General features: G+C 59.6%; 20 protein-coding genes. 9 read left to right on the top strand and 11 right to left on the bottom strand.

Translation table 11 applies throughout. The features are described from left to right. Genes aguB through AC1RR7_RS14300 form a run of 3 tightly spaced genes read left to right on the top strand, consistent with a single transcriptional unit; the run spans position 1 to position 3,181 of the window. Entirely contained in the window at positions 1-909 is a 909-nt protein-coding gene (aguB, locus tag AC1RR7_RS14310; RefSeq protein WP_096821658.1) for an N-carbamoylputrescine amidase, read from the top strand. A 1-nt stretch (position 910) separates the two neighbouring features. Beyond that, positions 911-2,014 (top strand): extracellular solute-binding protein, encoded by a 1,104-nt coding sequence (locus AC1RR7_RS14305; RefSeq protein WP_102621663.1) that lies wholly within the window; start codon positions 911-913, stop codon positions 2,012-2,014. Positions 2,015-2,062: 48 nt separating this feature from the next. Further along, complete coding sequence (locus AC1RR7_RS14300) at positions 2,063-3,181, top strand: agmatine deiminase family protein (RefSeq protein WP_096821660.1); 1,119 nt, start codon at positions 2,063-2,065, stop codon at positions 3,179-3,181. Between the two features lie 9 nt (positions 3,182-3,190). Here the strand turns inward: AC1RR7_RS14300 and AC1RR7_RS14295 are convergent, their stop codons facing one another. The 6 genes from AC1RR7_RS14295 to AC1RR7_RS14270 form a co-directional block, all read right to left on the bottom strand. Further along, positions 3,191-3,853: a glutathione S-transferase family protein gene (locus AC1RR7_RS14295; protein ID WP_493157803.1), complete on the bottom strand. Its 663-nt coding sequence runs from the start codon at positions 3,851-3,853 to the stop codon at positions 3,191-3,193. 32 nt (positions 3,854-3,885) lie between these two features. Next, on the bottom strand, positions 3,886-4,293 hold the full coding sequence (locus tag AC1RR7_RS14290) for a RidA family protein (RefSeq protein ID WP_493157801.1): 408 nt from the start codon (positions 4,291-4,293) through the stop codon (positions 3,886-3,888). A gap of 53 nt (positions 4,294-4,346) precedes the next feature. Beyond that, a complete protein-coding gene (locus tag AC1RR7_RS14285) occupies positions 4,347-5,117 on the bottom strand; it encodes an HNH endonuclease (RefSeq protein ID WP_493157799.1) in 771 nt (256 codons plus the stop codon). Next, positions 5,114-7,540 carry an AAA family ATPase gene (locus AC1RR7_RS14280; protein ID WP_493157797.1) on the bottom strand — a complete coding sequence of 809 codons (2,427 nt, stop codon included), beginning with the start codon at positions 7,538-7,540 and terminating at the stop codon, positions 5,114-5,116. The genes AC1RR7_RS14285 and AC1RR7_RS14280 overlap by 4 nt, the downstream gene beginning before the upstream one ends. Before the next feature lie 177 nt (positions 7,541-7,717). Next, positions 7,718-8,212 (bottom strand): PaaI family thioesterase, encoded by a 495-nt coding sequence (locus AC1RR7_RS14275; protein WP_493157795.1) that lies wholly within the window; start codon positions 8,210-8,212, stop codon positions 7,718-7,720. A 70-nt stretch (positions 8,213-8,282) separates the two neighbouring features. After that, complete coding sequence (locus tag AC1RR7_RS14270; protein ID WP_273536491.1) at positions 8,283-9,119, bottom strand: SDR family oxidoreductase; 837 nt, start codon at positions 9,117-9,119, stop codon at positions 8,283-8,285. 112 nt (positions 9,120-9,231) lie between these two features. Between AC1RR7_RS14270 and AC1RR7_RS14265 the strand changes: the two genes are divergently transcribed. Beyond that, entirely contained in the window at positions 9,232-10,137 is a 906-nt protein-coding gene (locus tag AC1RR7_RS14265; protein ID WP_493157792.1) for a LysR family transcriptional regulator, read from the top strand. A gap of 39 nt (positions 10,138-10,176) precedes the next feature. Here the strand turns inward: AC1RR7_RS14265 and AC1RR7_RS14260 are convergent, their stop codons facing one another. Beyond that, entirely contained in the window at positions 10,177-10,446 is a 270-nt protein-coding gene (locus AC1RR7_RS14260; protein WP_102621657.1) for a FecR/PupR family sigma factor regulator, read from the bottom strand. A 214-nt stretch (positions 10,447-10,660) separates the two neighbouring features. On the opposite strand from AC1RR7_RS14260, the gene AC1RR7_RS14255 reads away from it, so the two are divergent. Continuing rightward, positions 10,661-12,571 carry a tyrosine-protein phosphatase gene (locus AC1RR7_RS14255; RefSeq protein WP_493157790.1) on the top strand — a complete coding sequence of 637 codons (1,911 nt, stop codon included), beginning with the start codon at positions 10,661-10,663 and terminating at the stop codon, positions 12,569-12,571. Positions 12,572-12,601: 30 nt separating this feature from the next. Here AC1RR7_RS14255 and AC1RR7_RS14250 read toward each other — a convergent pair whose 3' ends face one another. Both AC1RR7_RS14250 and AC1RR7_RS14245 read right to left on the bottom strand, forming a co-directional pair. Continuing rightward, positions 12,602-13,576 carry a helix-turn-helix transcriptional regulator gene (locus tag AC1RR7_RS14250; RefSeq protein WP_102621655.1) on the bottom strand — a complete coding sequence of 325 codons (975 nt, stop codon included), beginning with the start codon at positions 13,574-13,576 and terminating at the stop codon, positions 12,602-12,604. An 82-nt stretch (positions 13,577-13,658) separates the two neighbouring features. Beyond that, positions 13,659-14,564 carry a LysR family transcriptional regulator gene (locus AC1RR7_RS14245; protein WP_102621654.1) on the bottom strand — a complete coding sequence of 302 codons (906 nt, stop codon included), beginning with the start codon at positions 14,562-14,564 and terminating at the stop codon, positions 13,659-13,661. Positions 14,565-14,669: 105 nt separating this feature from the next. On the opposite strand from AC1RR7_RS14245, the gene AC1RR7_RS14240 reads away from it, so the two are divergent. The 3 genes from AC1RR7_RS14240 to AC1RR7_RS14230 are packed head-to-tail and all read left to right on the top strand — an operon-like array spanning position 14,670 to position 18,906. Beyond that, positions 14,670-16,397 (top strand): amidohydrolase, encoded by a 1,728-nt coding sequence (locus AC1RR7_RS14240; RefSeq protein WP_493090547.1) that lies wholly within the window; start codon positions 14,670-14,672, stop codon positions 16,395-16,397. A 40-nt stretch (positions 16,398-16,437) separates the two neighbouring features. Next, positions 16,438-17,511, top strand: coding sequence for a C45 family autoproteolytic acyltransferase/hydrolase (locus AC1RR7_RS14235; RefSeq protein WP_493157789.1), 1,074 nt, complete (start codon positions 16,438-16,440; stop codon positions 17,509-17,511). A gap of 48 nt (positions 17,512-17,559) precedes the next feature. Next, on the top strand, positions 17,560-18,906 hold the full coding sequence (locus AC1RR7_RS14230; RefSeq protein WP_493064656.1) for an MFS transporter: 1,347 nt from the start codon (positions 17,560-17,562) through the stop codon (positions 18,904-18,906). A 45-nt stretch (positions 18,907-18,951) separates the two neighbouring features. On the opposite strand, the gene AC1RR7_RS14225 is transcribed toward AC1RR7_RS14230, so the two are convergent. Both AC1RR7_RS14225 and AC1RR7_RS14220 read right to left on the bottom strand, forming a co-directional pair. Continuing rightward, a complete protein-coding gene (locus tag AC1RR7_RS14225; RefSeq protein ID WP_102621650.1) occupies positions 18,952-20,628 on the bottom strand; it encodes an MFS transporter in 1,677 nt (558 codons plus the stop codon). Positions 20,629-21,148: 520 nt separating this feature from the next. Continuing rightward, entirely contained in the window at positions 21,149-21,844 is a 696-nt protein-coding gene (locus AC1RR7_RS14220; protein ID WP_493157787.1) for a transposase, read from the bottom strand. A 428-nt stretch (positions 21,845-22,272) separates the two neighbouring features. On the opposite strand from AC1RR7_RS14220, the gene AC1RR7_RS14215 reads away from it, so the two are divergent. After that, positions 22,273-22,545, top strand: coding sequence for a hypothetical protein (locus tag AC1RR7_RS14215; protein WP_493157785.1), 273 nt, complete (start codon positions 22,273-22,275; stop codon positions 22,543-22,545). Positions 22,546-22,696 lie beyond the last annotated feature (151 nt).

The raw sequence follows: 22,696 nt of genomic DNA, 5'->3' as shown, positions 1-22,696 counted from the left end.
ATGACGATGCTGAAAGTCGCTACTACCCAGATGCCGTGCACCTGGGATCTGAAAAGTAACCTCGATCGCGCCGAGCAGTTGGTGCGTGAAGCGGCCGCACAGGGCGCACAAGTGATCCTGTTGCAGGAGTTGTTCGCCACGCCGTATTTCTGCATCGAACAGAGCCACCATCACATGGCGCTGGCCGAGGAGTTTCGCGACAGTCAGGTGCTGTCGCGTTTCGCCGCGCTGGCCCGTGAACTCGGTGTGGTGCTGCCGCTGAGCTGGTACGAAAAGGCCGGCAATGCCTACTTCAACTCCCTGAGCGTGGCGGATGCCGACGGGCGTTTGCTGGGTGTGTACCGCAAGACCCACATTCCCAACGCCATCGGCTATCAGGAGAAGGAATATTTCAGTCCCGGCGACACCGGTTTCAAAGTCTGGGACACCGCGTTCGGCCGCCTCGGCGTGGGCATCTGCTGGGATCAGTGGTTCCCGGAGACCGCTCGCTGCCTGGCCTTGATGGGCGCCGAAGTGCTGCTGTTTCCGACCGCCATCGGTTCTGAGCCGGGCTGCGCGGATCTCGATTCGCGGGACCACTGGCAGATGACCATGCGTGGCCACGCCGCTGCCAACCTGCTGCCGGTGATCGCGTCCAACCGGGTTGGCCGTGAAGTGGCGGGCACCGATGCGGCGCTGCAAATGAATTTCTACGGCTCGTCGTTCATCTGCAACCACAAGGGAAAAATGCTCGCCGAAGCCGACCGCGCCAGCACTGGTGTGCTGGTGCAAAGCCTCGATCTGGCAGCCATGCGTGAAGATCGCTTGAGCTGGGGCATCTACCGCGACCGTCGCCCGGAAATGTACGGCGCCTTGTTGAGCCAGGACGGCCGTCACCTTCACGCCCGCTGGAATCCTCAAGGAGTCTGATATGCCTACTTCACACAAGTGGTTGCTTGGCGCTCTGGGCCTGGCGCTGGCCGGTTTGATGCCGGCCGTGCACGCCGAAGACAAGACCCTGCGGCTGTACAACTGGGCGGATTATTTCGCCGAAGACACGCTGACAAAGTTCACCGCCGAAACCGGGATCAAGGTGATCTACGACGTGATGGACGGCAGCGAAACCCTGGAAGCGAAGATGCTCTCCGGTGGCAGCGGCTATGACTTGATCTTCCCCGGCGACACCGTGGCCGAGCGGCTGATGCGTGCCGGCAGCCTGTTGCCGCTGGATCCTTCGAAGGTCACAGCGATGAACGACATCGAGCCGGGCCTGCAAAAGCTGCGCAGCCATTACGAGCATTCGAACAAGGCCACAGTGCCGTACACCTGGGGCACCATCGGTCTGACCTACAACGCCGAGCAGATCAAGCAGCGCATGGCCGACGCCCCGGTCAACAGCCTCGACATGCTGTTCAAACCGGAACTGGCCGCCAAGTTTGCCGATTGCGGGATTTCGATGATCGACTCGCCGGACGAGGTGCTGGCGGTGGTGCTCAATTACCTGGGCCGCGACCCGCGCAGCGCCAAGCCTGCGGATCTGGCGGCGGCCAGTGACTTGCTGATGAAGCTGCGGCCGCACATCCGCAAGTTCCAGTCGCAACCGGTCACCGATCTGGTCAACGGCAACCTGTGCCTGTCCCTCGGCTACAGCGGCGACATGACCCAGGCCCAGCGCACCTCGGACAGTGCCGGCAAACAGACCCGCTTCCAGTACCGCGTTCCCCGCGAGGGCACCACGGTGTGGATGGACACCATGGCCATTCCGGTCGATGCCAAACACCCGGAGTACGCCTACGCGTTCATCAACTTCGTGATGCGTCCGGAGAACATGGCCGCGATCAGCAATTTCACCGGTTACCCGACCTCCAACGCCAAGGCCCGGCCAAACGTGGATGAGGCGATGCGCAATAACCCGGACATCTACCTCGACGAAGCGACCTATGCTCGTCTGATACCGGGCAAGGACATTCCCCAGGCCGACATGCGCGCCCGCATGCGCACCTGGACCAAGTTCAAGACCGCCACTGCAAAGTGATTTTTCCGGGCTGCTTCGGCAGCCCCTTTACACATCAGGAACGTACACATGCCGACTCGTCGCGAGTTCATCAAACAGGTTTCAGTCGCCGCCGGCGTAGGCGCTGCCGTCATGGGCCTCGGCCTGTCCCCGGCGCGGGTGCTGGCGGCCAGCGAAGGTCGCTGGTTCATGCCCGACGAGGGCGACAAGCACGAACGCGCCTACATGGCCTTTGGTGCGCAGGACGCGATCTGGGAAGATTTCACCGAAGACGTCCAGGAAGCGCTGGGCCGGATCGCCCGCGCCATCGCCCGCTACGAACCGCTGACCATCTACTGCCGCAGCGGCGAACGCAGCCTGGCCGAAGAGATTTGCGGCACCTCCAACATCACTTACCAGATCGCCAATCTCGACGACATCTGGATGCGTGACATCAGCGCCAACTTCGTCATCGATGACAAAAGCGGCCTCGGCGCGGTGGACTTCAATTTCAGCGGCTGGGGCAACAAGCAGCAGCACTCCAAAGACGCGAAAATCGCCCAACGAGTGGCGCAAGACGCACAAGCGACCTACATCCGCAGCGAACTGGTGGGCGAGGGCGGCGGCATTGAGGTCGATGGCCACGGCACCGGGATCATGACCGAAAGCTGCTGGGTCAACAGCAACCGCAACCCCGGCTGGAGCAAGGCTGATGTCGAGGCGGAACTGAAGGCACGCCTGGGCCTGCGCAAAATCATCTGGCTGCCGGGCATCAAGGACAAGGACATCACTGACGCTCACGTCGATTTCTACGCACGCTTCGTCAAGCCTGGCGTGGTCATCGCCAACCTCGACACCGACCCGAAATCCTACGACAACAAGGTCACGCTGGCGCACCTGGAAATCCTGAAAAAGGCCACCGACGCCGACGGTCGCCCGTTGCAGATCCACACCGTGTCGCCACCGCTGAAACCGCGCAAGACCAAGTTCAACAAGAACAATGACGACTTCGCGGCCGGCTACATCAACTACTTCGTCATCAACGGCGCGGTCATCGCCCCGGAGTTTGGCGACAAGGACGCCGACAAAAAGGCCTTCGACCTGCTCAAACAGCTTTACCCGAACCGCGACGTGGTGCAGATCAACATCGACGCCATCGCGGCGGGTGGTGGCGGGATTCACTGCGTGACCAGTCACCAGCCGGCTTAAGGGCCGCGTTCAGCGAAACCGTGGGGGAATCGCCTCGGCAAAGGGATAGAAGTCAAACCACGGTTTGGCTTCTTCGAGCACCTGTTTGAAGGCGGAGCGCTGAACCAGCCGCTCGAAATAGGCATTCAAGTGGCCATGGTCACCGGGGAACGACACCAGCGTGCTGGCGTAAAACAGGGCTGGGCTCGCGGAGCAATCGGCCATGCTGAAGTCCGGGCTGGCGATCCACTGACGGGTCGCCAACTGACGTTCGAGCATGCCGTACGCGGTGTTCAGCAGGGTGCGCTGGCTGGTCAGGTCGCCGTGTCGGTCGTGGATGCGGTCGGCGACAATCTGCGACATCGGCGTCATCACGTAGTTGTCGAAAAACCGGTCCCAGAGGCGCACTTGCAGGGCGGTGTCCCAATCGTCGGGGATCAGCCGGCCAGCGCCGGCATGGTAGTGATCCAGATACTCGATGATCACGCTCGACTCCGGCACGCTGCGCTGGCGGGCACGATCATGCAGCACCGGGAATTTGACCAGCGGCCACAGAGCCCGCAGCTCGGCTCGTTCGGCTTCGCTGGACAGGTCGATGACGCGCTTGTCGAATGTGGTGCCGTGTTCGTAAAGGGCGATCAGTACCTTGTGGCAGTAGGACGACAACGGGTGGTAATAGAGGGTCAAGTCCATGGTTCAACGCCTCGCGTTGGTGGTGAAAAGCACTACACAGGTATAGCGCGCCTGCGCACGGCCATGCATTTGATTTCCACCAGCAGCCCCGGATGAGCCAGTTCGCAGACGCCAATGCACGTCCAGGCGCAGAAGCCTTTGGGGAATACGCGGTTCTTCACTTCACGAAACACCGGCATGTGCCGGCTCATGTCGATGTGATAAGTAGTCATCTCCACCACGTCTTCGAAGGTGCAACCGCCGGCCTTCAGCACTTCGTCGAGGTTTTCCCAGGCACGGATGAATTGCTGCTCGGGGTCTTCGATGACTTTCAAATCTGCTGTCCTGCCCACCTGACCGGCGCAGTAAAGCGTGTCGCCGACCAGAACCGCCGGGGCGTAACCGGCGCGTTCGATGATGGGTTTCATGGATTCGGGAATGATGATTTCGCGATCGGGCATTGTTTGGGCTTCGGGCAAAGGGTTCGCAGATTTTAGCAGTTGGATCAGGCGTATCAGCCATCAATCATGCGGGCAACCGAAGCGTTCAACTCGTCCTGGAATTCACGCAGTTTCTGCGCCTTTGCACCGTCGAAACGATCACCGCATTCGTTGACGCTTGCGACGAAAGAACTCAGGGTCGGGTTGTTTGCAATCAGCATTTCCTTGGCCGCGATATGGCGTAGTAACGAGTTGCAGACGGCCTTTCCTTGCTCGGATTTTGGACGATAGACAATGACCGTCGTTTCGTTCGACTCCAGACGAACATAACGTATGTGCTGATCGTAATCGTGGAATCGAGGGTGGAACCAGTCATCAATATGGTGTGGCAGGGGATAATTCAACCGGTTCAGATCAATCCGTCCCCATACCTTGTCGCTCTTGAGAGCGTTGCAGTCGGTGCAGGCGACTGCCAGATTCCAGAAATGCAGCGAAAACTGGGGGTAGGAGGCTCTTGGCAGAATGTGCTCGACAGGCCTGGCATACGCGGTATTCACCAGCCACCGCCGGCAATAGCAGCAGCGGTTTCCTTGTTGTTTCACCAACTGATCGCGAAGTGCTCCCTTGAGTTGCGATGGCGTAGCGATGGCTTCTTTGTCGTCAGCCAGTGCCTCAAGAAGCTTCCAACCATCCTCTTTGTTCTTTCTTGACTGTTGAAAAAGCGAATGCACCAAATTTCGTGCTTTGGGCCGGTGCTTTTTGGTTCTGTGAGGGCGATCCATATACGCCGCCAGTTCATCGCGCAGGCGTTTGCGTACTGCGCTGAAGTCGTTGAAATCGCTCATGAGGTCAGGATCTCGCGTACTGCAATGATGGCCTTGTCGACCAGTATCCGGTCATTGGCCGCCCCTGATACCCCGGTTTCACCCAAGTGGTCTTTGAGTGATAGCAGTTGATCAAGGAATGCGTTGTCATCATTGGACACCAGCCCCTGGTCGTCGGATTCACCGATGACACCGGAAATTATCGCCGCGCAACGTTCCTGAACATGGTGGGTGTATGGCGTGTAGGTCTGGAAACCCTCGAACAGGCTGGCTTCGACAGAGCGGCGTTGTGTGGGCGACAGCTCAAACAGGCGACGCTTGCGCATCACGAAGCAGTGATCGTTGGCATCGTTGGTCGATGCGATGAGGATAGGGGAGTGGGTGGCAACTACAAATGAACACCCAAGTGCATGTGAAAATTCGCGCAGCACTTGCGGAAGCTTGCGCTGCCATCCCACATGCAGGCTGATTTCAGGTTCATCCAGCAGAACGGTGGCGTTGGGTTGAACATTGGCGACGATTTTGATCACCATTGTCAGGATCTGTTGCTCGCCTGAGCTCAACGCGTCGAAGGTTACGATTTCGGGGGAGTCATTCCGAATTACCGCAATTTTGTAAGCACCCTTGGGTAGGGCGCGGCGCGTTTCTAGCTCCTTGCGCTGTCTTTCTGTTTCGTCGAGCGCCGACAAGGGATGAATGTCGGCCAGCGCCCTCTGCCTGGGGTCCGATGTGGAGCTCATACCGATGGGTACTAAGTATTGCCTCGGCTTGAAACCCAAACAGTCGAGTGCTGTTTCAAAGCAACTGAGACGATCGGGATCATCGAAGATCCGGTTGGCCATGTCGCCCAGTTCACCAAGCGCCCTGCGCAAATTTGGCCCGCTTTGGAAGGTTCGCGCACCGGCATAGGTGAAGTTCGATTTCATCGGTTCAGAGAGTGGTGCCTTGTCGAACCGGTCCGTGGTTCCGAACGCGATGCCGTAGCTCTGGCGTTGTTCACGGGCAAGTGCAATCGCTACGTCGCGCAAGGCAAGGCTTTTGCCGGAGCCATTGTCGCCAATTAGATATACCGACTGATTTGGACTGCTGGCTCGAAGACTAAACAAGATTTGACCAATCTCGACATCTGAATGCCAGCCACGATCCTCCTTCTGCTCGACATAGTCATCGGCGCGTAATGAGTATTTCTTTTCCCCCATCTGACTAGCAGTGACAAAGCGGACGAAGCCGGGAACCTGAGGATATGCGCGAGGAAGTCCGTCTTCAATGAAGTCAATAACGCGGCGCGGAGCGTCAGACTCCTCCAGAATCTCTCTGGACAAATGCTGCCCTTGCGTCCAGGTACGCAGCAGAATCCCCACCAGCGCAGCGCATTTTATTGCTTCGTCGGTATGGAGGTCAGGGTGCAGTTGCCTGGCATCTATCTGGGCGATTTGATCAGGATATTCGGGAAACGGCGGACCAAAATACAAAAGACTAAAATCAGACGTGGTTTTTTTAGGTGAGTAGCTACTGAAGTCGACCACTGCCCGCAAATGGTGATGTATCACCAGTTCGCGGCGCAACTTCAGATGGGCGATACCTTGGCGCCGGTCTCTGCCTCGCAGAACGACTATAGTTGGAGGATGGCCAGCCCGGCGAAACTCTACGATTTTCTGAATCTTGTTTGTCCTGAAGAAGATGACAGGTGCCTCGCCGTAGGCTTCTCGAGGAATATCGAAGCTGTGGTCAACCAGCCATAAATTCCGGGTTTTTTCCTTCGCGTCCCTTCCTTCGAAGTCAAGATCATATGCCGCCAGGCGAAGGTTACGAAGAAAGCGCAATCGTTCATTCAGGCGGTGAGGGATTTCCTCGGGATACTGGTTGAAGTGAGTATCCTGTCCTTCCTGCAACCCTGAAAAAGTGAAGACTTCACCGGGACCGGGCTGCAGTTCTGCAACGCCCCCGAACATTTGAGCCAGAGGGCGGGTGTAGGCGGCAACAAGTTGGTAATGCTTTTGCGAAATGGGAACACGCCGTGCATACAGTTTGTAGAAAAGAACGCTGAGTACATGCCTTTGCACGCTCGAGTCCATTTCGCTCAATTCATGCATGAGCATGCCTGCAAGGTAATAGATCGCATATGCCAGCGAGCCGGCACTACGTTCTACTCCCCACCACTCGCAATACATTGCTCTAGAGAGGATCAGCCTTAGTTGATGAAGCTGTGGTTCGGCAGTGTCCGGATCACTGACATGAAGGATGTCGCGAAGTATGGCCACGAATCGAGAGGCCTCCGCTTCTGGAAGGTAGTTGTAGATGCGCGATTCCCGGAGAAGAATCATGCCTCCCAGAATGATAAAAGCGGTCTCTTCAAGCTCTTCCAGACTGACGCCCTTGTCCCTCGAATGCTTCTCCAGCTCGCGACAAATCCGTTGCGCGCGAAGCGCCCCCTCCGACAGCATGCCTTTCTCCTTGGACAGAACCTGAATCAAATGCGGGCGCGGGGATGATGGCGCCTGGTCATCATTGCGATGTTAACCGACGCCTGTGCACGGGCTCAATTTGCTGAAGGCAAAGCATATTGAGGTTTCGACGAAAAAACTCAGGGTGAACAGGGCTGTTGAAAAAAGCGTTTTGGGTCAGCGACCATGCGCGGCCGCCGCCAGTTGTTCGGTATCCACCCGAACAAACACCGAATCACCCACCGCCGTCAGCACCTCCCCGGCGTAGACCTCGCAGATCACCCGGCTCTTGCGTCCGACTTCACCTTCGACTCTGGCCTTCAACGTCAGCGGCACGCCCATCGGTGTCGGTTTGATGAACTTGATGCCGAGGTTGCCGGTGACGCAGTTGATGCGCGGCAGGCTTTCCGCTTCGCGGTTTTCCGCGCGGTAGTGGTAGGCCATTGCGGTCCAGTTGGAATGGCAGTCCACCAGCATCGCGATCAGGCCGCCGTAGACCAGCTCCGGCCAGCCGCAGTATTTGGCTTCCGGGATGTGTTCGGCCATGACGTGCACGCCGTCCTCGTGCCAGAAACTCTTGATGTGCAAGCCGTGCGGGTTGCTGCTGCCGCAGCCGAAGCAGACGCCGTCGGGGGCGGCGGTGTCTTGCAGGGAAGTGTCGAGGGTGGACATGCCGGGGTCATCCTTAAACTGTTAGCCGAACCGGGCGGATTCTAACCCCGAATAAAGGATGAAGCGTGATTTAGTCCGGCGCCAGATCCCCATACCAGTAGGCCGCCGTGACACCACCATCCATGAGGAAGTCGCTGCCGGTGATGAATGTGCCCTCGGGTCCCATGAGCAATGCGCCGACGGCCGCCACTTCGTCCGGTGTGCCGCCACGACCGGCGGCGCTGCGTTCGATCATGCGCCGGTAGCCTTCACCGCGCGGGCCGCTCAACTCATCCCGGGCCAGTGGCGTGAAGATGATGCCCGGGCTGATCGTATTGACCCGTGCACCCCGTTTACCCCAACGCACGGCCTCTGCCATGACCCGCAGCGAGTTGCCGCGTTTGGAGACCTGATAAGCGTGCAACGGATCGCTGATGCGTTCGGCGGAAAGCATTGGCAACGCCAGCAGTTCCTCGGTCGGTGTCGTGGCCAGCGCCTTGTTCTGTTCAGCGCTCAGTGCCGGCAAGCGGTGACCGGATTGCGAGGCAATCACGATGGCCGAACCGCCGGCAGCGATGACCTGGCCGAATTCCTCCAGTACGACGGCCGTGCCGTACAGGTCGACGCGCAAAATGGTTGCGGCTGACGCTTGCGAGGGCGAAACCCCGGCCGCGTGGATCACCCCGTTGATGTCACCGAGGGCGGTAGCGGTCTGGACCAGCGCTTGCACCGAGGCGCGAGAGGCGACGTCCACCACGGTGGTGGTCACGTCGAAACCTGCATCGAGCAAGACCTTTGCTGCTGCATCGGCGTTTTCCTGCTTGAGATCGGCCAGCACCACATGCTTGCCGGCACTGACGCGCCGGGCAATCGCCTGGCCGATGGCGCCCGCACCGATCACCACGATTACTTTCGCTGAATTGTTCATGGGTTCATCTCACGTGAGAGCCGGATTCCCGACGAGGTGAACGACTCTATATTGCTGCTGATTGCTCAACAATATAGGGTTGGCTGCATGCCTTAGTGAGGGATTTTCATCAATGTTGCGCGCAGATCTGCCGGGCCTTACCGCCTTCATCGCCATTGCCGAACAGCGCAGTTTCAGTGGCGCCGCGCGGGTGTTGGGAGTGTCTTCGTCGGCGCTCAGCCATTCGATGCGCAATCTGGAGGCGCGCCTGGAAATGCGCCTGTTCAACCGCACGACGCGCTCGGTGTCGCTGACCGAGGCGGGGGAGCAGTTGCTCAACGGGGTTCGACCGTTGATGAATGACCTGGCGAACGTGGTCAACGAGGTCACATCCGCCCGGATCAGCCCTTCAGGGTCGATCCGCATCAGCGCCTCAGAGTCATCGATCCGGCCGCTGATTCGCCACGTGGTTCCCGAGTTCATTGCCCGCTATCCGAACATCCACATCGAGTTCGTGGCCGACGCTGCGCTGCAAGACATTGTCGGCGACGGTTTTGATGCCGGCATCCGGCTGATCGATGACGTGCCACGCGACATGATCGCCATCCGCTTCGGGCCGGACGTGTGTTTCGCTGCCGTGGCTTCGCCGGACTACCTTCAACAGCATCCGGCGCCACAAGCGCCGCAGGATCTCAAGGCCCATCGCTGCATTCGCTTTCGCTTCACCGGTGGTGGTCTGTTTCGCTGGGAATTCAAACAGGGCGAACAAAGCGTCAGCCTGGATGTGGAAGGTCAGTTGACGATGGACAACCTCAACCTGATGGTCGAGGCCGCGCTGGCCGGTGCGGGAATCGCCTGGGTGCCGCAGTCACTGGTGGCGGAGGCTCTGCAGGCCGGACGGTTGGTCCGTTTGCTGGAACAATGGAGCCCGAATTATTCCGGGCTATGTCTGTATTACCCGTCTAACCGTCATCCGCCCACCGCGCTGCGGTTGTTCGCTCAGGCCGTGCGGGACTGGGCGAGCCAGGGTGTGTCGTAGCTTTGCGTCAGATCAACAGCCCCGGCGTATCGCGGCGCATCAGTTGCGCTGCGCCAGGTTGCGTTGAAACTCTTCGAAGCTGCACGGCAGCGTCGTGGCCTTGCGCTTTTTCGACTTGTCGCGCTCGTCCGGCAGTTGATCGCTGAGCTCCCAGACCTCGAGCATCTTCGCGTATTCGAAGGCGTGGCGCGGGTCGGTCTGAATCCATTGCTGGAATTCCAGGCGCTCGTCAGGCGTGCAGGTATCGTCTTGCAAACGCAGGCACCAGTGCGCCGCTTGCGTCAGGATTTCTTCGTCTGCGTCGTTCATTGACGGTTCCCAGGATGGCCGAAGCGAGCAATTTACGTGGCGTCTTGCAAAAAAAACGTCAAAGCACGGTGAGGATTTAGTCCGCGTCGCGGACAGAACGCGCACCCGCCGGACAGATCGCGCCGCCATTTACGCTTTTCGAAGATTTGCCATATTCAGTCATATTGCGGTGTAGATAGTGGGCAGCCCAACCGGTTTCCAATGAGGCTGCATCGTGTTTCCACGTCTTCTGTGTTCGCTGTCCGTGTTGAGTCTGTCCATCGCCGCCGCCCACGCGGCCGACCTTGATACCCCGCGCCTGAAGGGCATCGACAACTTCCGCGATATCGCCGGTATCACCACGGCCTACTCAACGACCCACGACGGCACGATGCGCGCCGGTGTGTTCTACCGCTCCAACGCGCTGACGCCGACGGCGTCGGACCTGGCGACCCTCAACGGTCTGGGCATCAAGGCCGTTTATGACTTGCGTACGCCCAGCGAAATCGCTGGCACGCCGGACACGATGATCAGCGGCGCGACCTACCAGAACATCGACATCATCGGCGCCACCACGTCGGATGCGAACATCACCACCGTCTCGTTCAAAAGCGCGGCCGATGCGGTTGCGATGATGCAGGAGACCAACCGTGCGTTTGTCAGCGACGCCGGCATGCGCGGTCAGCTCAATGTGCTGTTCAACGAACTGGCCGGCGTCGACGGTGCCGCGCTGTTCCATTGCACCGCCGGCAAGGACCGCACCGGCTGGACGGCCGCTGTGCTGCAAAGCATCGCCGGGGTCGACAACGCCACGATCATGAGCAACTACCTGGCGACCAACGATTACACCGCCGCCCGCGTGGCGAAAACCCTGGCGATGATGCCGCCGAGCATGGCCGCGATCTACGCGCCGCTGCTGGGCGTGGAGGCGAGTTACCTGCAAGCCGGCCTGGATCAGGTGACCGCGCAATACGGCAGCATGGACAACTACCTCAAACAGGGGTTGGGTCTGTCTCAGGAAACCATTTACGTGCTGCGCGGCAAAATGGTCGAGTACAACAGTCTGCCCGGTCAGGCAGGGCTGATCGGCAACGCCGCGGCTGGCGCGCAACTGTTGCAGGAGTTGCAGAACAGCAAACTGTCGGGCACCTACAGCGCCTACAACTACTACCTGCAATCGGCCATCGAGGCCGGCACCCTTGGCGGCGTCGAATCCACCGTCGGCGGTCAAGTACACGCCGATGCGGCGAGTTACCTGCTGCGTCAAAACGCGATGATCGAGCAAGCCGCCGCGCCATTCGCCAGCGGTTCCGATCTCAAAGTCGGCCAGTACCGGTTGTGGAGCACCGCGCTCGCCGGCTACCTGGGCACCGACGGTTCGGCCCATGCGCAAAGCAGCAATGAACACAGTCAGGGCCTGATGGTCGGCGTCACCCAACGCTTCTCCGAGCAACTCAGCGCGCGCGGCGGCATCGGTTACAGCAAAGGCACTGTCGGCGGGGCGGGTGGCGAGGTCGATACCGATTTCACCTTCTTCGACCTTGGCGCGCGTTATGGCTTCGCCAGCCTTGAACGTGGCCTGTTTGTCGATGCCAACATCAGCGCCGGTTACGTCGACTACGACAGCAAGCGCGACCTCGGCGGTGGCCTCGGTTCGGCGAAGGGCGACACCCATGGCAACCTCAGCGGCGCGACGCTGGCGCTGGGTTATCGCATGCCAGTGAACAGTGTGATTCTGGAGCCAAGCCTCGGCCTGCGCGTCAGTCGTCTGGATCTGTCGGGCTTCCAGGAGAAGGGCAGCGAACTGGCCCTCGACGTCGACGACATCCAGCAAACCCGGCGCAGCGCCGTGGCCAATCTCGACGTCTCGTTTGCCCCGATGCCCATGGGCGCGTGGCAACTGGTGCCGGGCGTGCGGGTCGGTTATGAGCGTGTGCTCGGCGATCATCAGGTCGACAGCGAAGGGCACCTGCTGGGGCTGGATATCGAACAACGCGCGGCGTTCGACAACCGCGATCAGTTCAGCGGCGGCGTCAACCTGATGGCCAACCTCGGCGCACTGAGCCTGGGGGCCGAAGTCGGTGCCAGCGGTGGGGGCGACAGCCACGGCTTCAGCGGCGGGCTCAAGGCCAGTTATCAGTTCTGATCAATCTGAAGGTGAAGAAAAAGGACTGCCTCAGCGCAGTCCTTTTCGCATTTCTGCGGGGCTCACGCCGTAGGCATCCTGAAAATACTGGCAGAACCGGCCGACGTTGCTGAATCCGTATTGCAGGGCCACATCGGTCACCGAAGACGATTGGCCGTGCTTCAGCGCTTCGCAGGCCCGCTCCAGCCTGACCTGGCGCTGATACGCGACAATCGACGTCCCGACGAACCGCCGGAAGCCTTCCTGCAAGGCCCGCAGGCTGACGTTCACCAGTCCTGCCAGATCCGTCCCGCTGACCAATTGCTCGGGATGCGCCTGAATGTATTCGATGGCCTGCTTCACATGTCGAGGTGCAATCGATGCCTCGGGGCGGCGCAAGGCTTCGCTGAAGTTGTGCGGCCAGGCTTCCAGCACCGCGTCCACCAGCATTTCCCGCAGGCGCGACGGCATCAGGGAACCGGCGTTCAACAACAGATCGAACTCGGTGCCGGTGGCCAGATCGATCAGCGCGCGAATGCCCTGAAACGCCGGGCTGTTCAGATCCACCCTCGGCTCGAAATGCAGCTTGTGCACGATCGGTCGTCCCAGCAGCGAGGACAGGCGTTCGGTGAGCGCCGCGCGGCTGATCGACATGCCGTGCTGGGCGTGATTGTCGACGAAACGCATCGAGCGCAGGTCCGCCTTGTCGATCGCCAGCCCGATATGGGGCAAACCCAGGGATTCGGCGGAGTCGTTGAAGATGATCCTGCCAGCGGTGGGAATCACAAAGGTGATTTCATCGTAGGGCTCGGGGAACGCTACGGTGAAATCACCCCGATAATGCATGCGCCGGAAACTGACCCCGTCGTGCCGCCCGTAGACGCCGCCGATGATGATGTCCTTGGGCGGTGGCGGTGTGTCGCCATAACGATTGCCGAACATGCGGGAAAACAACGCGCCGAAGTCGTCGCAGGACATATCGGCGGATCTGAGGATGATGGTCTGGCGCGTCGGGCTTGAGTACACCGGGAGGGTCACCTTGGCAGTCGGGGCAAAGAGGCGCGAGGACGTTAGCAACCGAGAATGACAGCGACATGACACAAACGGATTACGGCGTTTGCCAGTGCGCCTTCAGGAAGTCGATAAACACCTTCACCTTGCGCGTATTGCGCCGATGGGCCTGATACAGCACGTAGATCCACGGGCCGAAAGCGCTGGGTTCACGCCAGTATTCAGGCATCAATTCCACCAGTTCGCCCCGGGCGAGATACGGCGCGGCGCTCCACTGCGGGAGAAATTGCAGGCCCTGGCCGTCGAGCAGGCAGGCCAGCAGGAAATCGTAATTGTCGCTGGCGATGCGCGGCGTCGGCTGGGTCATGCGCAGGCGTCGCTCGCCCTGTTTGACCCACCAGAAATGCCGGTTGAGCAACGGATGACGGAAGATCAGCCAGTCGTGCTGGTGATAGTTGTCCAGTGACACATCGCTGCCCTTGCGCGCCAGATAGGCCGGGCTGGCGCAGAGCTGTACGCGGTTTTCCACCAGCGGTTGAGCGATCACCCCCGGCAGGTCGATCGGCCCGTCACGCAGCGCCAGGTCGTAGCTGCCATCGACCGGGTCGTCGTAGTTGTCGCTCAGATCCACTTCGAGATTCACCTGCGGGTGCTCGTTCAGGAAGCGACAGCACACCTGATTGAGAAAGGCCGGGGCGAAGGAGGGCGGGGCGATGATGCGCAACTCGCCGCGCAATTCGTGCTTGAGCTGTTCGACGCCTTCGCTGGCCAGTTGCAGTTGCAACAGCGCCTGACGCGCCCCTTCCAGATAGATCCGCCCGGCCTCGGTCAGCGCCATGCGTCGTGTCGTGCGGTCGAACAAGCGGCTGCCGAGTTCCTCTTCCAGTTGCGCCACGGCCTTGGTCAGGGCCGACGGCGTGTTGCCGAGCACCTCGGCGGCACGGCTGAAATTACCGTGTTCGGCGGTGGCGACGAACATGGTCAGGGCGCTCATTTTGTCCATTGATCTATTCCTGGCGGGCACAGAAGTTGTGCGTGAGACGGCATTCAGTTATCCGGTGGGCTTGGCTAATCTGGCCTCAGCCTAACAAAAATAACGAGAACGCTCATGAAGCAGCTTCTGACCCTGATGGTGTCGTCCGCACTGGCTTGTGCCTCGCTGGAAAGTCTGGCGGCCACCGACCTGATCCTGCACAACGCGAAGATCTACACCGCCGAACCCGGCCAGCCGTTGCAGCAGGCTGTTGCCATCGAGGGCGACAAGGTCGTGGCGGTCGGTTCGGATGCGCAGGTGCTGCGCCTCAAGACCGCCGACACCCGCCTGATCGATCTGGGTGGCAAAGTGGTGATGCCCGGTTTCATCGACTCCCACTCCCACACGATCAAGGGCGGTTTGCAGCTGCTTCAGGCCAATCTCGATGGGCAGATGCTGCCGCTCGATGAGCTGGAATCGCGGTTGCGCCAATGGCGCGAGGACGGCAAGGCCCGGCGTGGCGAGTTCCTTAGTGTCGGCGGATTGCCTTCGACCTACTGGAGCCAGACCGACGCGCTGGAACAGCGTTTCAATCAGGGCGAGTGGGCTGATCAGCCGCTGTTGCTGCTGGGCTGGGACCTGCACACCGGTTGGGCGAATCGGGCGATGCTCAAACGTGCCGGCATCGATGCGGCGCGCATTCAGGCGCTCAAGCCCGAAGAGAAAGACACCCTCGGTCATCACCCAAACGGACAGCCGAACGGTTTTATGGTGGATGCCGGGCTCTACCCGGTGCAGGCCCTGTTGCCGCCGCCGACCGATGAAGCGCTGCTGGCGGGCGGTCGCGCCGCGCTGGATTACTACAAGAGTCTGGGCATTACCGGATGGATGGACCCGCTGGCCAACGAACTGCCCGGCGCCGACGTGAAAAACGACTCGCTGGGCGTCTTGCCAACCTATAAGACGCTTTCGGAAAACGGCGAACTCACCGCCCACGTTGCCGCGTTGCTGATGGCCGATTCGAAGGCCACACCTGCCGACCTCGATGAGCTGGACAAGGTCCGCCAGCAGTTCCTCGGCGTGCACAACCTGACGCTGCCGGGCATCAAGGTGTTCGCCGACGGAGTGGCTGAATCCCCCGCGCAAAGCGCAGCCATGCTGGAGCCTTACAAGAACTCGAAAAAGTCCGGCGAGTTGCTGATCGACCCGGCGCACTTTGGCGAGCTGGTCAGCGCCGCCGACGCCCGTGGCTGGCTGGTGCACATCCACGCCATCGGCGACCGCGCGGTGCGCGAATCACTCAACGGCATCGAGCAGGCGCGCAAGGATCGTCAGAGCGGCATCGCTCATTCGATCACCCATTTGCAGATGGTCAACCCGAAAGAATTCGCCCGGTTCAAGGCGCTGAACGTCATCGCCTCGATGCAGATGTACTGGGCCAGCGCCGATGAATCGAGCATGGATCTGGTCAAGCCATACGTCAGCGCCATGGCCTTCATGTACACCTATCCGGCGCGCTCGCTGCTCAAGCAGGGCGCCACCATTGCCGGTGCCAGCGACTGGCCGATCACCACGCCCGAACCGTGGAAAGCCATTTACCAGGCCGTCAGCCGCAAGGGCCCGAAAGGCGTGCTCAACGCCGCCGAAGACATCGACCGCCAGACCATGTTCCAGGCCTACACCCTGAATGCGGCCAAGGTTCTGCGCCTTGAAGACAGCATCGGCTCGCTCAAACCCGGCAAGCAGGCCGACCTGATCGTGCTCGACCGCGATGTGTTCACCGTCGCCCCCGAAGCCCTGCGCGACACCCAGGTGCTCAACACTTTCTTCGCCGGCCGCGAAATCTATCGCCGCCAGCCGTAAGCCGTACTCCGATTACAACACTAAAAAAGGAAACCCTTTCGTGAACCTTCATTGCTTCGTCACAGACACCCATAACCCGCAAACCCGTGGGCACCAGATCGGTGACGCCTTCAGCGCGCAGATTCGCCAGACTGTTGCGCTGTATCTCGACTTTTTCGATCAACTCGATATTCCGTCGCAGCAAGTACGCGACATCGGCGACGCCAGCCTGAAAGCCCTGGAAGACTGGAGCCCGGCACTGGCCGAGGAAATCGTCGCCATGGCCGAAGGCGCGGATCTGCCGCTGTGGCAGCTTGCGGCCCTCAATGCTCGCACCGAAATCCTTGCCGTTATGCCATCGACTGAAGGCGAATGCTCGACGGCGGTCTTCGCCCCCCATGGCTCGGCGGCACCAAAAACGATTCAGACCTGGGACTGGCACGACACGCTGGTGCCCAACGGTTTGATCCTGCAACTCACCACCGACGCCGGGATGACCGTCAAGCTATTCACCGAATTCGGCATGCTCGGCAAGATCGGCGTGAACAGTGCCGGGCTCGGGCTGCACTTCAACATTCTTCACCATGCCAGCGACAACGGCGCCGCCGGTGTACCGGTGCATGCGATTGCGCGACGGATTCTGGAACAGGCCCGCAGCGTGGAAGAGGCCATCGAGTTGGCGCGCTCGGCGCGGGTCAGCGCGTCCACGGTGTTGACGGTGTTCTCCCGCGCCGACTCGACCCTTCGTGCCGCCAGCATCGAGCTGTCGCCAGCCGCCACAGCCGTGGTGTTGCCGAACGCCGAAGGCTGGATCACCCACACCAACCATTTCCTCGATCCGAGCCTGAGCGCTGGCGAACGCACGCCGGACGCCTCGACCACCTACGCCCGCATCGACCATGTGAACGCCTTGCTGAGCGGCATGACCGAGGGCGACCTGATACTTCGGGCCGATGCCATGTGCGGCGCGGCCGGGGAGGAAGCACCGATCTGCTTCCGCCCCGATCTGAGCATGCCGGCCACCGAGCGTTGGGAAACCTTGCTGACCATTGGCATCGACACCGAACTGGGCGTCCTCGAATACGCCGCCGGCAACCCGAAACAGTTGGCCAGAAACGGTTACCAGCGTTTCTGAAACCCTGAAGCAACGCCCCGAAAAACAACAACAAGAGGAGCACCCCATATGGCCAGTCACCCTGAACGCACGGCGGGTTCACCGTCGGCGCTGAGAACCTTCTTTGTCTCCGGCATGGGCACCGCCCTGGAGTTCTATGACTTCGTGATCTACGGAACCGCCGCCGCGCTGGTGTTCCCGAAGGTGTTTTTCCCGCAGATGGACCCGCTCACGGCGACGCTCGTTGCCTTTGGCGCGTTCGGCGCGGGGTTCTTCGCCCGGCCGTTGGGCGGCATGGTGTTCGGGCACTACGGTGACAAACTCGGGCGGCAGAAAATGCTGGTCATCACCTTGTTGTTGATGGGGCTCAGCACGTTTCTGATCGGGTGCCTGCCGGGCTACGCGTCGATCGGTTTGGGCGCGCCGGCGTTGCTGGTGCTGCTGCGACTGGTGCAGGGCTTTGCGGCGGGAGGCGAGTGGGGCGGGGCGGCGCTATTCGGCATCGAGTCGGCACCCGTGGGGCGTCGAGGGCTGTGGGGCAGTTTCACCAGCATGGGCATCGGCATTGGCGGGATTCTCGGCTCGGCGGTGTTCGCCGTGGTCAGCGTCGCGGCCAACGATGACCTCGCCGGTTTTGCCTGGCGCATTCCATTCTGGTTGGGCGGTGTGCTGGTGCTGGTCGGGCTGTATGCGCGGTTACAGAAACCGGCGCAGTCACTCAACGAACCGAACGTCCACGGGCGCATGCCGTTGATTGAAGCGTTGCGTGCGCGACCTCGGGCCATGTTGCTGTGCACCGGCATCGCGTTTGGCTACGTGACCATCGCGTATATCGGCAGCACGTTCTTCCTGTCCTACGCCACGCAGTTGGGCTATGGCAGCACCGACGCACTGATTTTCGACATCGCGCTGTCGGTCGCCATTGTCATCACCGCGCCGCTGTTTGCCTTGCTTTCCGACCGAATCGGCCGACGCAAGGTGATGATCCTGGGGGCATTCATCATGGCGGCCGGGTTCTTCATGTTCTTCCCGTTGGTGGGTTTGAAAAGCCTGTTGATCTCCACGCTCGCCTACATCGTGATCGGTGCCTTCATGGGCGCAACGCAAGGGCCGATCCCGGCGTTTCTGGCCGAGCAATTTCCACGGGACATGCGTTATTCAGGGATGTCGGCGGCGTACCAGATCGGTGCCGCGCTGGGAGGCGGGACGGCATCGAGTGTGGCCACGGCCATTCTGATCGCCAACAACCACGACGCGTTTGGCGTAGCAGTTTACGGCGCGGTGGCGTTGGGGATCGTGGCGGTCTGCTCGTTCTTCCTCAAGGAAACCGCGCACTTGAGCCTGGAAGAAATCGATGCGTCAGTGACGGCTGCTTCGACAATCCCGCCTGCCGTGCAACGCTGGGAAACACGGTGAGGCTGGCGCCGCCCCTTCTTTGCAGAAGCGGGCGGCGCTCTATCCTCAGGTGTGATGGATGTCCCGATCCTTGGTTTCCGGCATGAAGAAAATGCCGAGAATCGCCGTCATCACTGCGATGACAATCGGGTACCACAGGCCGTAATAGATATCCCCGGTGGCCGCGACCATGGCGAACGCCACGGTCGGCAGGAACCCGCCGAACCAACCGTTGCCGATGTGATAGGGCAGCGACATCGAGGTGTAGCGGATGCGCGCCGGGAACAGCTCAACCAGCCACGCCGCAATCGGGCCGTAAACCATGGTCACGTAGATCACCAGCACGGTCAGCAGGAGCAGCACCATCGGGTAATTGGTCTTGGCCGGGTCGGCTTTTTCCGGGTAACCGGCTTCTTTCAACGCGGTACCGAGGCTGGCGGTGAAGGCGTCGTTGCGGGTCTTGAAGTCGGCGGCTGGCATGGCGGTGCCTTCGAAACTTTCGATGACCTTGTCGCCGATGCGCACCTGGGCCACGGTGCCCGGTTCCGCCACCACGTTTTCGTAGGGGATCGCCCGTTTGGCCAGAATGGTTTTCGCCAGGTCGCAGGAACTGGTGAATTTGGCCTTGCCCACCGGATCGAACTGGAACGAGCACTGGTCAGGGTTGGCGACCACTTTGACCGGGTTCTTCTCTTGGGCGATGAACACGTCGGGGTTACCGTACTGGGTCAGCGCGTGGAAGATCGGGAAGTAGGTCACCGCCGCCAGAATGCACCCGGCCATGATGATGCCTTTGCGCCCGATTCGGTCGGACAGGCTGCCGAAAATCACGAAGAACGGCGTGCCGATCAGCAGCGAACCGGCAATCAGCAGGTTGGCGGTCTGCGGGTCGATCTTCAGGGTTTGCAGCAGGAAAAACAGCGCGTAGAACTGCCCGGTGTACCAGACCACCGCTTGACCAGCGGTGCCGCCGAGCAGGGCCATGATCACGATTTTCAGGTTGTCCCAACGGGCGAAGGATTCGGTCAGCGGCGCTTTCGAGGATTTGCCTTCGGCCTTCATCTTCATGAACACCGGTGACTCGTTCAGTTGCAGACGGATGTACACCGACACGGCCAGCAAGAAGATCGACAGCAGGAATGGAATCCGCCAGCCCCAGGCCTCGAACGCCTCGGTGCCCAGAGCGGTGCGGCAGGCCAGAATCACCAGCAGCGACAGAAACAGCCCCAGCGTCGCCGTCGTCTGAATCCAAGACGTGAAATACCCGCGCTTGCCCTTCGGCGCATGCTCTGCGACATAGGTCGCCGCGCCGCCGTACTCACCGCCCAGCGCCAAGCCTTGCAGCAATCGCAGGGTAATCAGAATGATCGGCGCCGCGACCCCGATGGTCGCGTAACCGGGCAGGAAACCGACAATCGCCGTCGACACCCCCATGATCACAATCGTGATCAGAAACGTGTGCTTGCGCCCGATCATGTCACCCAACCGCCCGAACACCACCGCCCCAAACGGCCGCACCGCAAAACCGGCGGCGAAGGCGAGCAGGGCGAAAATGAAGGCCGTGGTCTCGTTGACCCCGGCGAAGAAGTGCTTGGCGATGATCGCGGCGAGCGAGCCGTAGAGGTAGAAGTCGTACCACTCGAACACCGTGCCGAGGGAGGAGGCGAAGATGACCTTGCGCTCTTCTCGGCTGACGCTGTGGTGCGGGGCACTGCCGGTGGACATGCTGTCGAGTACTGCCATGGGTGTTCTCCGTCGTGCTTGTTGTTGTAGGCCGGAGCACTTCATCAACGTCGCGTACCCGAGGCCTTTGGTTGGTGCTGGAGCAGGTGTTTCTTGGAGCGTGCACAGAATCAGGACCTCGCGCGGGAGGGCGGGGTTTCATTGAGCATAATTGGGATTGGGGGGATATCCAGTTGGAGGAGGGGGGCGGGCTGCCAGCGAAAAGAAGAAACAGTGATGGCTGCAATTTCAAATGAATATAAAAAACTGGCATTTCTGACAGTGGATTTGCAGAAGTGGAAGCGCAAGTATGATTTTGGCTCAAGTTGTTAAGAGCTAAGAACAGAGTGCAAAGGGCACGGATCTATTAATGGAATTCAAGGAGGCGCGGCAATGGCTACTAAAACGCTTTTGGTCACGGACTTGCCTGAGGGGGCGACGCCTGACAGTGTCAAGGCTGTAATTCAACGCAAATATAAAGTGCAGGTGTTAGAGATGTAATCAAAAGGGGACAGATTTATTTAATCGTCCCCTTTTGACGTTAAGCACTTTTCTCTGGCCGTCCTCGGTCTCTGAATTGAATGCGTTTTCCGGTGATTTTTTCGATTTCGTCGACGAATCTCATGTTGCCAGTCAGTTGGCCCCGCTGAAGTGCACCCCTTATGAGTTGTAATTCATTTGAGGGGGGCGCCACCTCGACAAACGACTTGTAGCGTTCACATCGTATGGCGTCGGTAGGACCTAGCTCCAGGAAGCAAGGATCCCTATCCAGCCATGTGGTTTTCGAGAAGTCGTTCAGGCGTAGCGTAAAACTCGACCAGCGATAGTCTTCTGCACGCGCCACCATGCGGGCCCGCACTGGGTTTAGCTCTATGTAGCGACTGCAAGCCAATAGATAGGTGTCGGATTGAACAACGCTGGATTTGTAGCGACTTTCCCACAGCGTGCCAGTCCTCCCCTCAACCTTGTTGCGATACCGCGTCATCCGCCCGGCGAGGGCTTTCATGAGCTGTCCAAGGCTGGATGTTGATTCCCCTGGGGCGAGTAGCAAGTGCACATGATTGGTCATCAGGCAGTAGGCATAAACTTTTATACCTAATGCTTCCTTGAGCTCGCGCAGGTCAGAGAGGTAGCGCTCGAAGTCCGCTGGCTCGGCGAAAACAACCTGCCTATTGTGGCCGCGCTGCACGATATGGTGCGGGTAGTGCGGTAGCACGATGCGTCCCGTTCTGGGCATGAGTCTTCCTACGTCCTTGTTTTGACGGATGAAGCTTAGAAGGTGGCGAGGCTGAAGTTGGCGGGATGTGTCAGAAAATGTATCCGCTTGAGCTGAGGGGACTCATTAAATAAGTCTGTGTTATTTGCTTCTTATAGTTGTTCGGAATTTTGGTTGTTCTGAATAAGTATTAAAAACTGTCATTTCTGTCAGGTGCGGCCGCGGATGGTTACGTTGATACTTTTGGTAAGTGGGGTTGGAAAATAAATCTGTCCCCTTTAATGCTTTTAATGCTTTGTTTTTGTTTTGTTTGGCTTTGAGGAGGTGAGCGCGCAATTATAGGTTGGGCTTCAGTTGTTAAAATTTGGATCGGGTAAGAATTGGGCCTTCCCCTCTTTGTTGTAGGCTCTTGTTGTCTCCTTCGTTTTATATGATCGCGAGATACTGCTATGAAATCTATTTCTGTAACTGGTCTGCCTGCGGAAAAAAGTAATGAGGAAATTCTCAGTGTGCTTAAGGCGGGTTGCGCCGACACTATTTTGGAGCTTAGGCGAGAAGCGCGCGCAACAATTGGATTGATTCTCTATGAGCCCGCTGCTCCTATTGTGTTGAGGTCGGCGAAATATAACCAGCTTCTTCGGATCGAAGAGGAGCTGGGAAATAGAGCTTCTTTTGCTAACTTTGCTAACTTTAGGCCACATTTCATAAAAGGGGACACATAAAAGCACATAAAAGGGGACCACATAAAAGGGGACAGATTTATTTCCAAAAAGGGGACAGATTTATTTAATCGTCCTGTCCCGTCCTGAATAAGGTTTACACCTTCTGATCTATTTTCAGGAGGACGTAATGGAGGCGGCTAAAAGGCGTAGT

This window comes from Pseudomonas sp. GW821-FHT11G12 (genome assembly GCF_058808055.1).
Note: the sequence above shows the minus strand (reverse complement) of the source record. Positions and strands in the feature narration are given on the sequence as shown.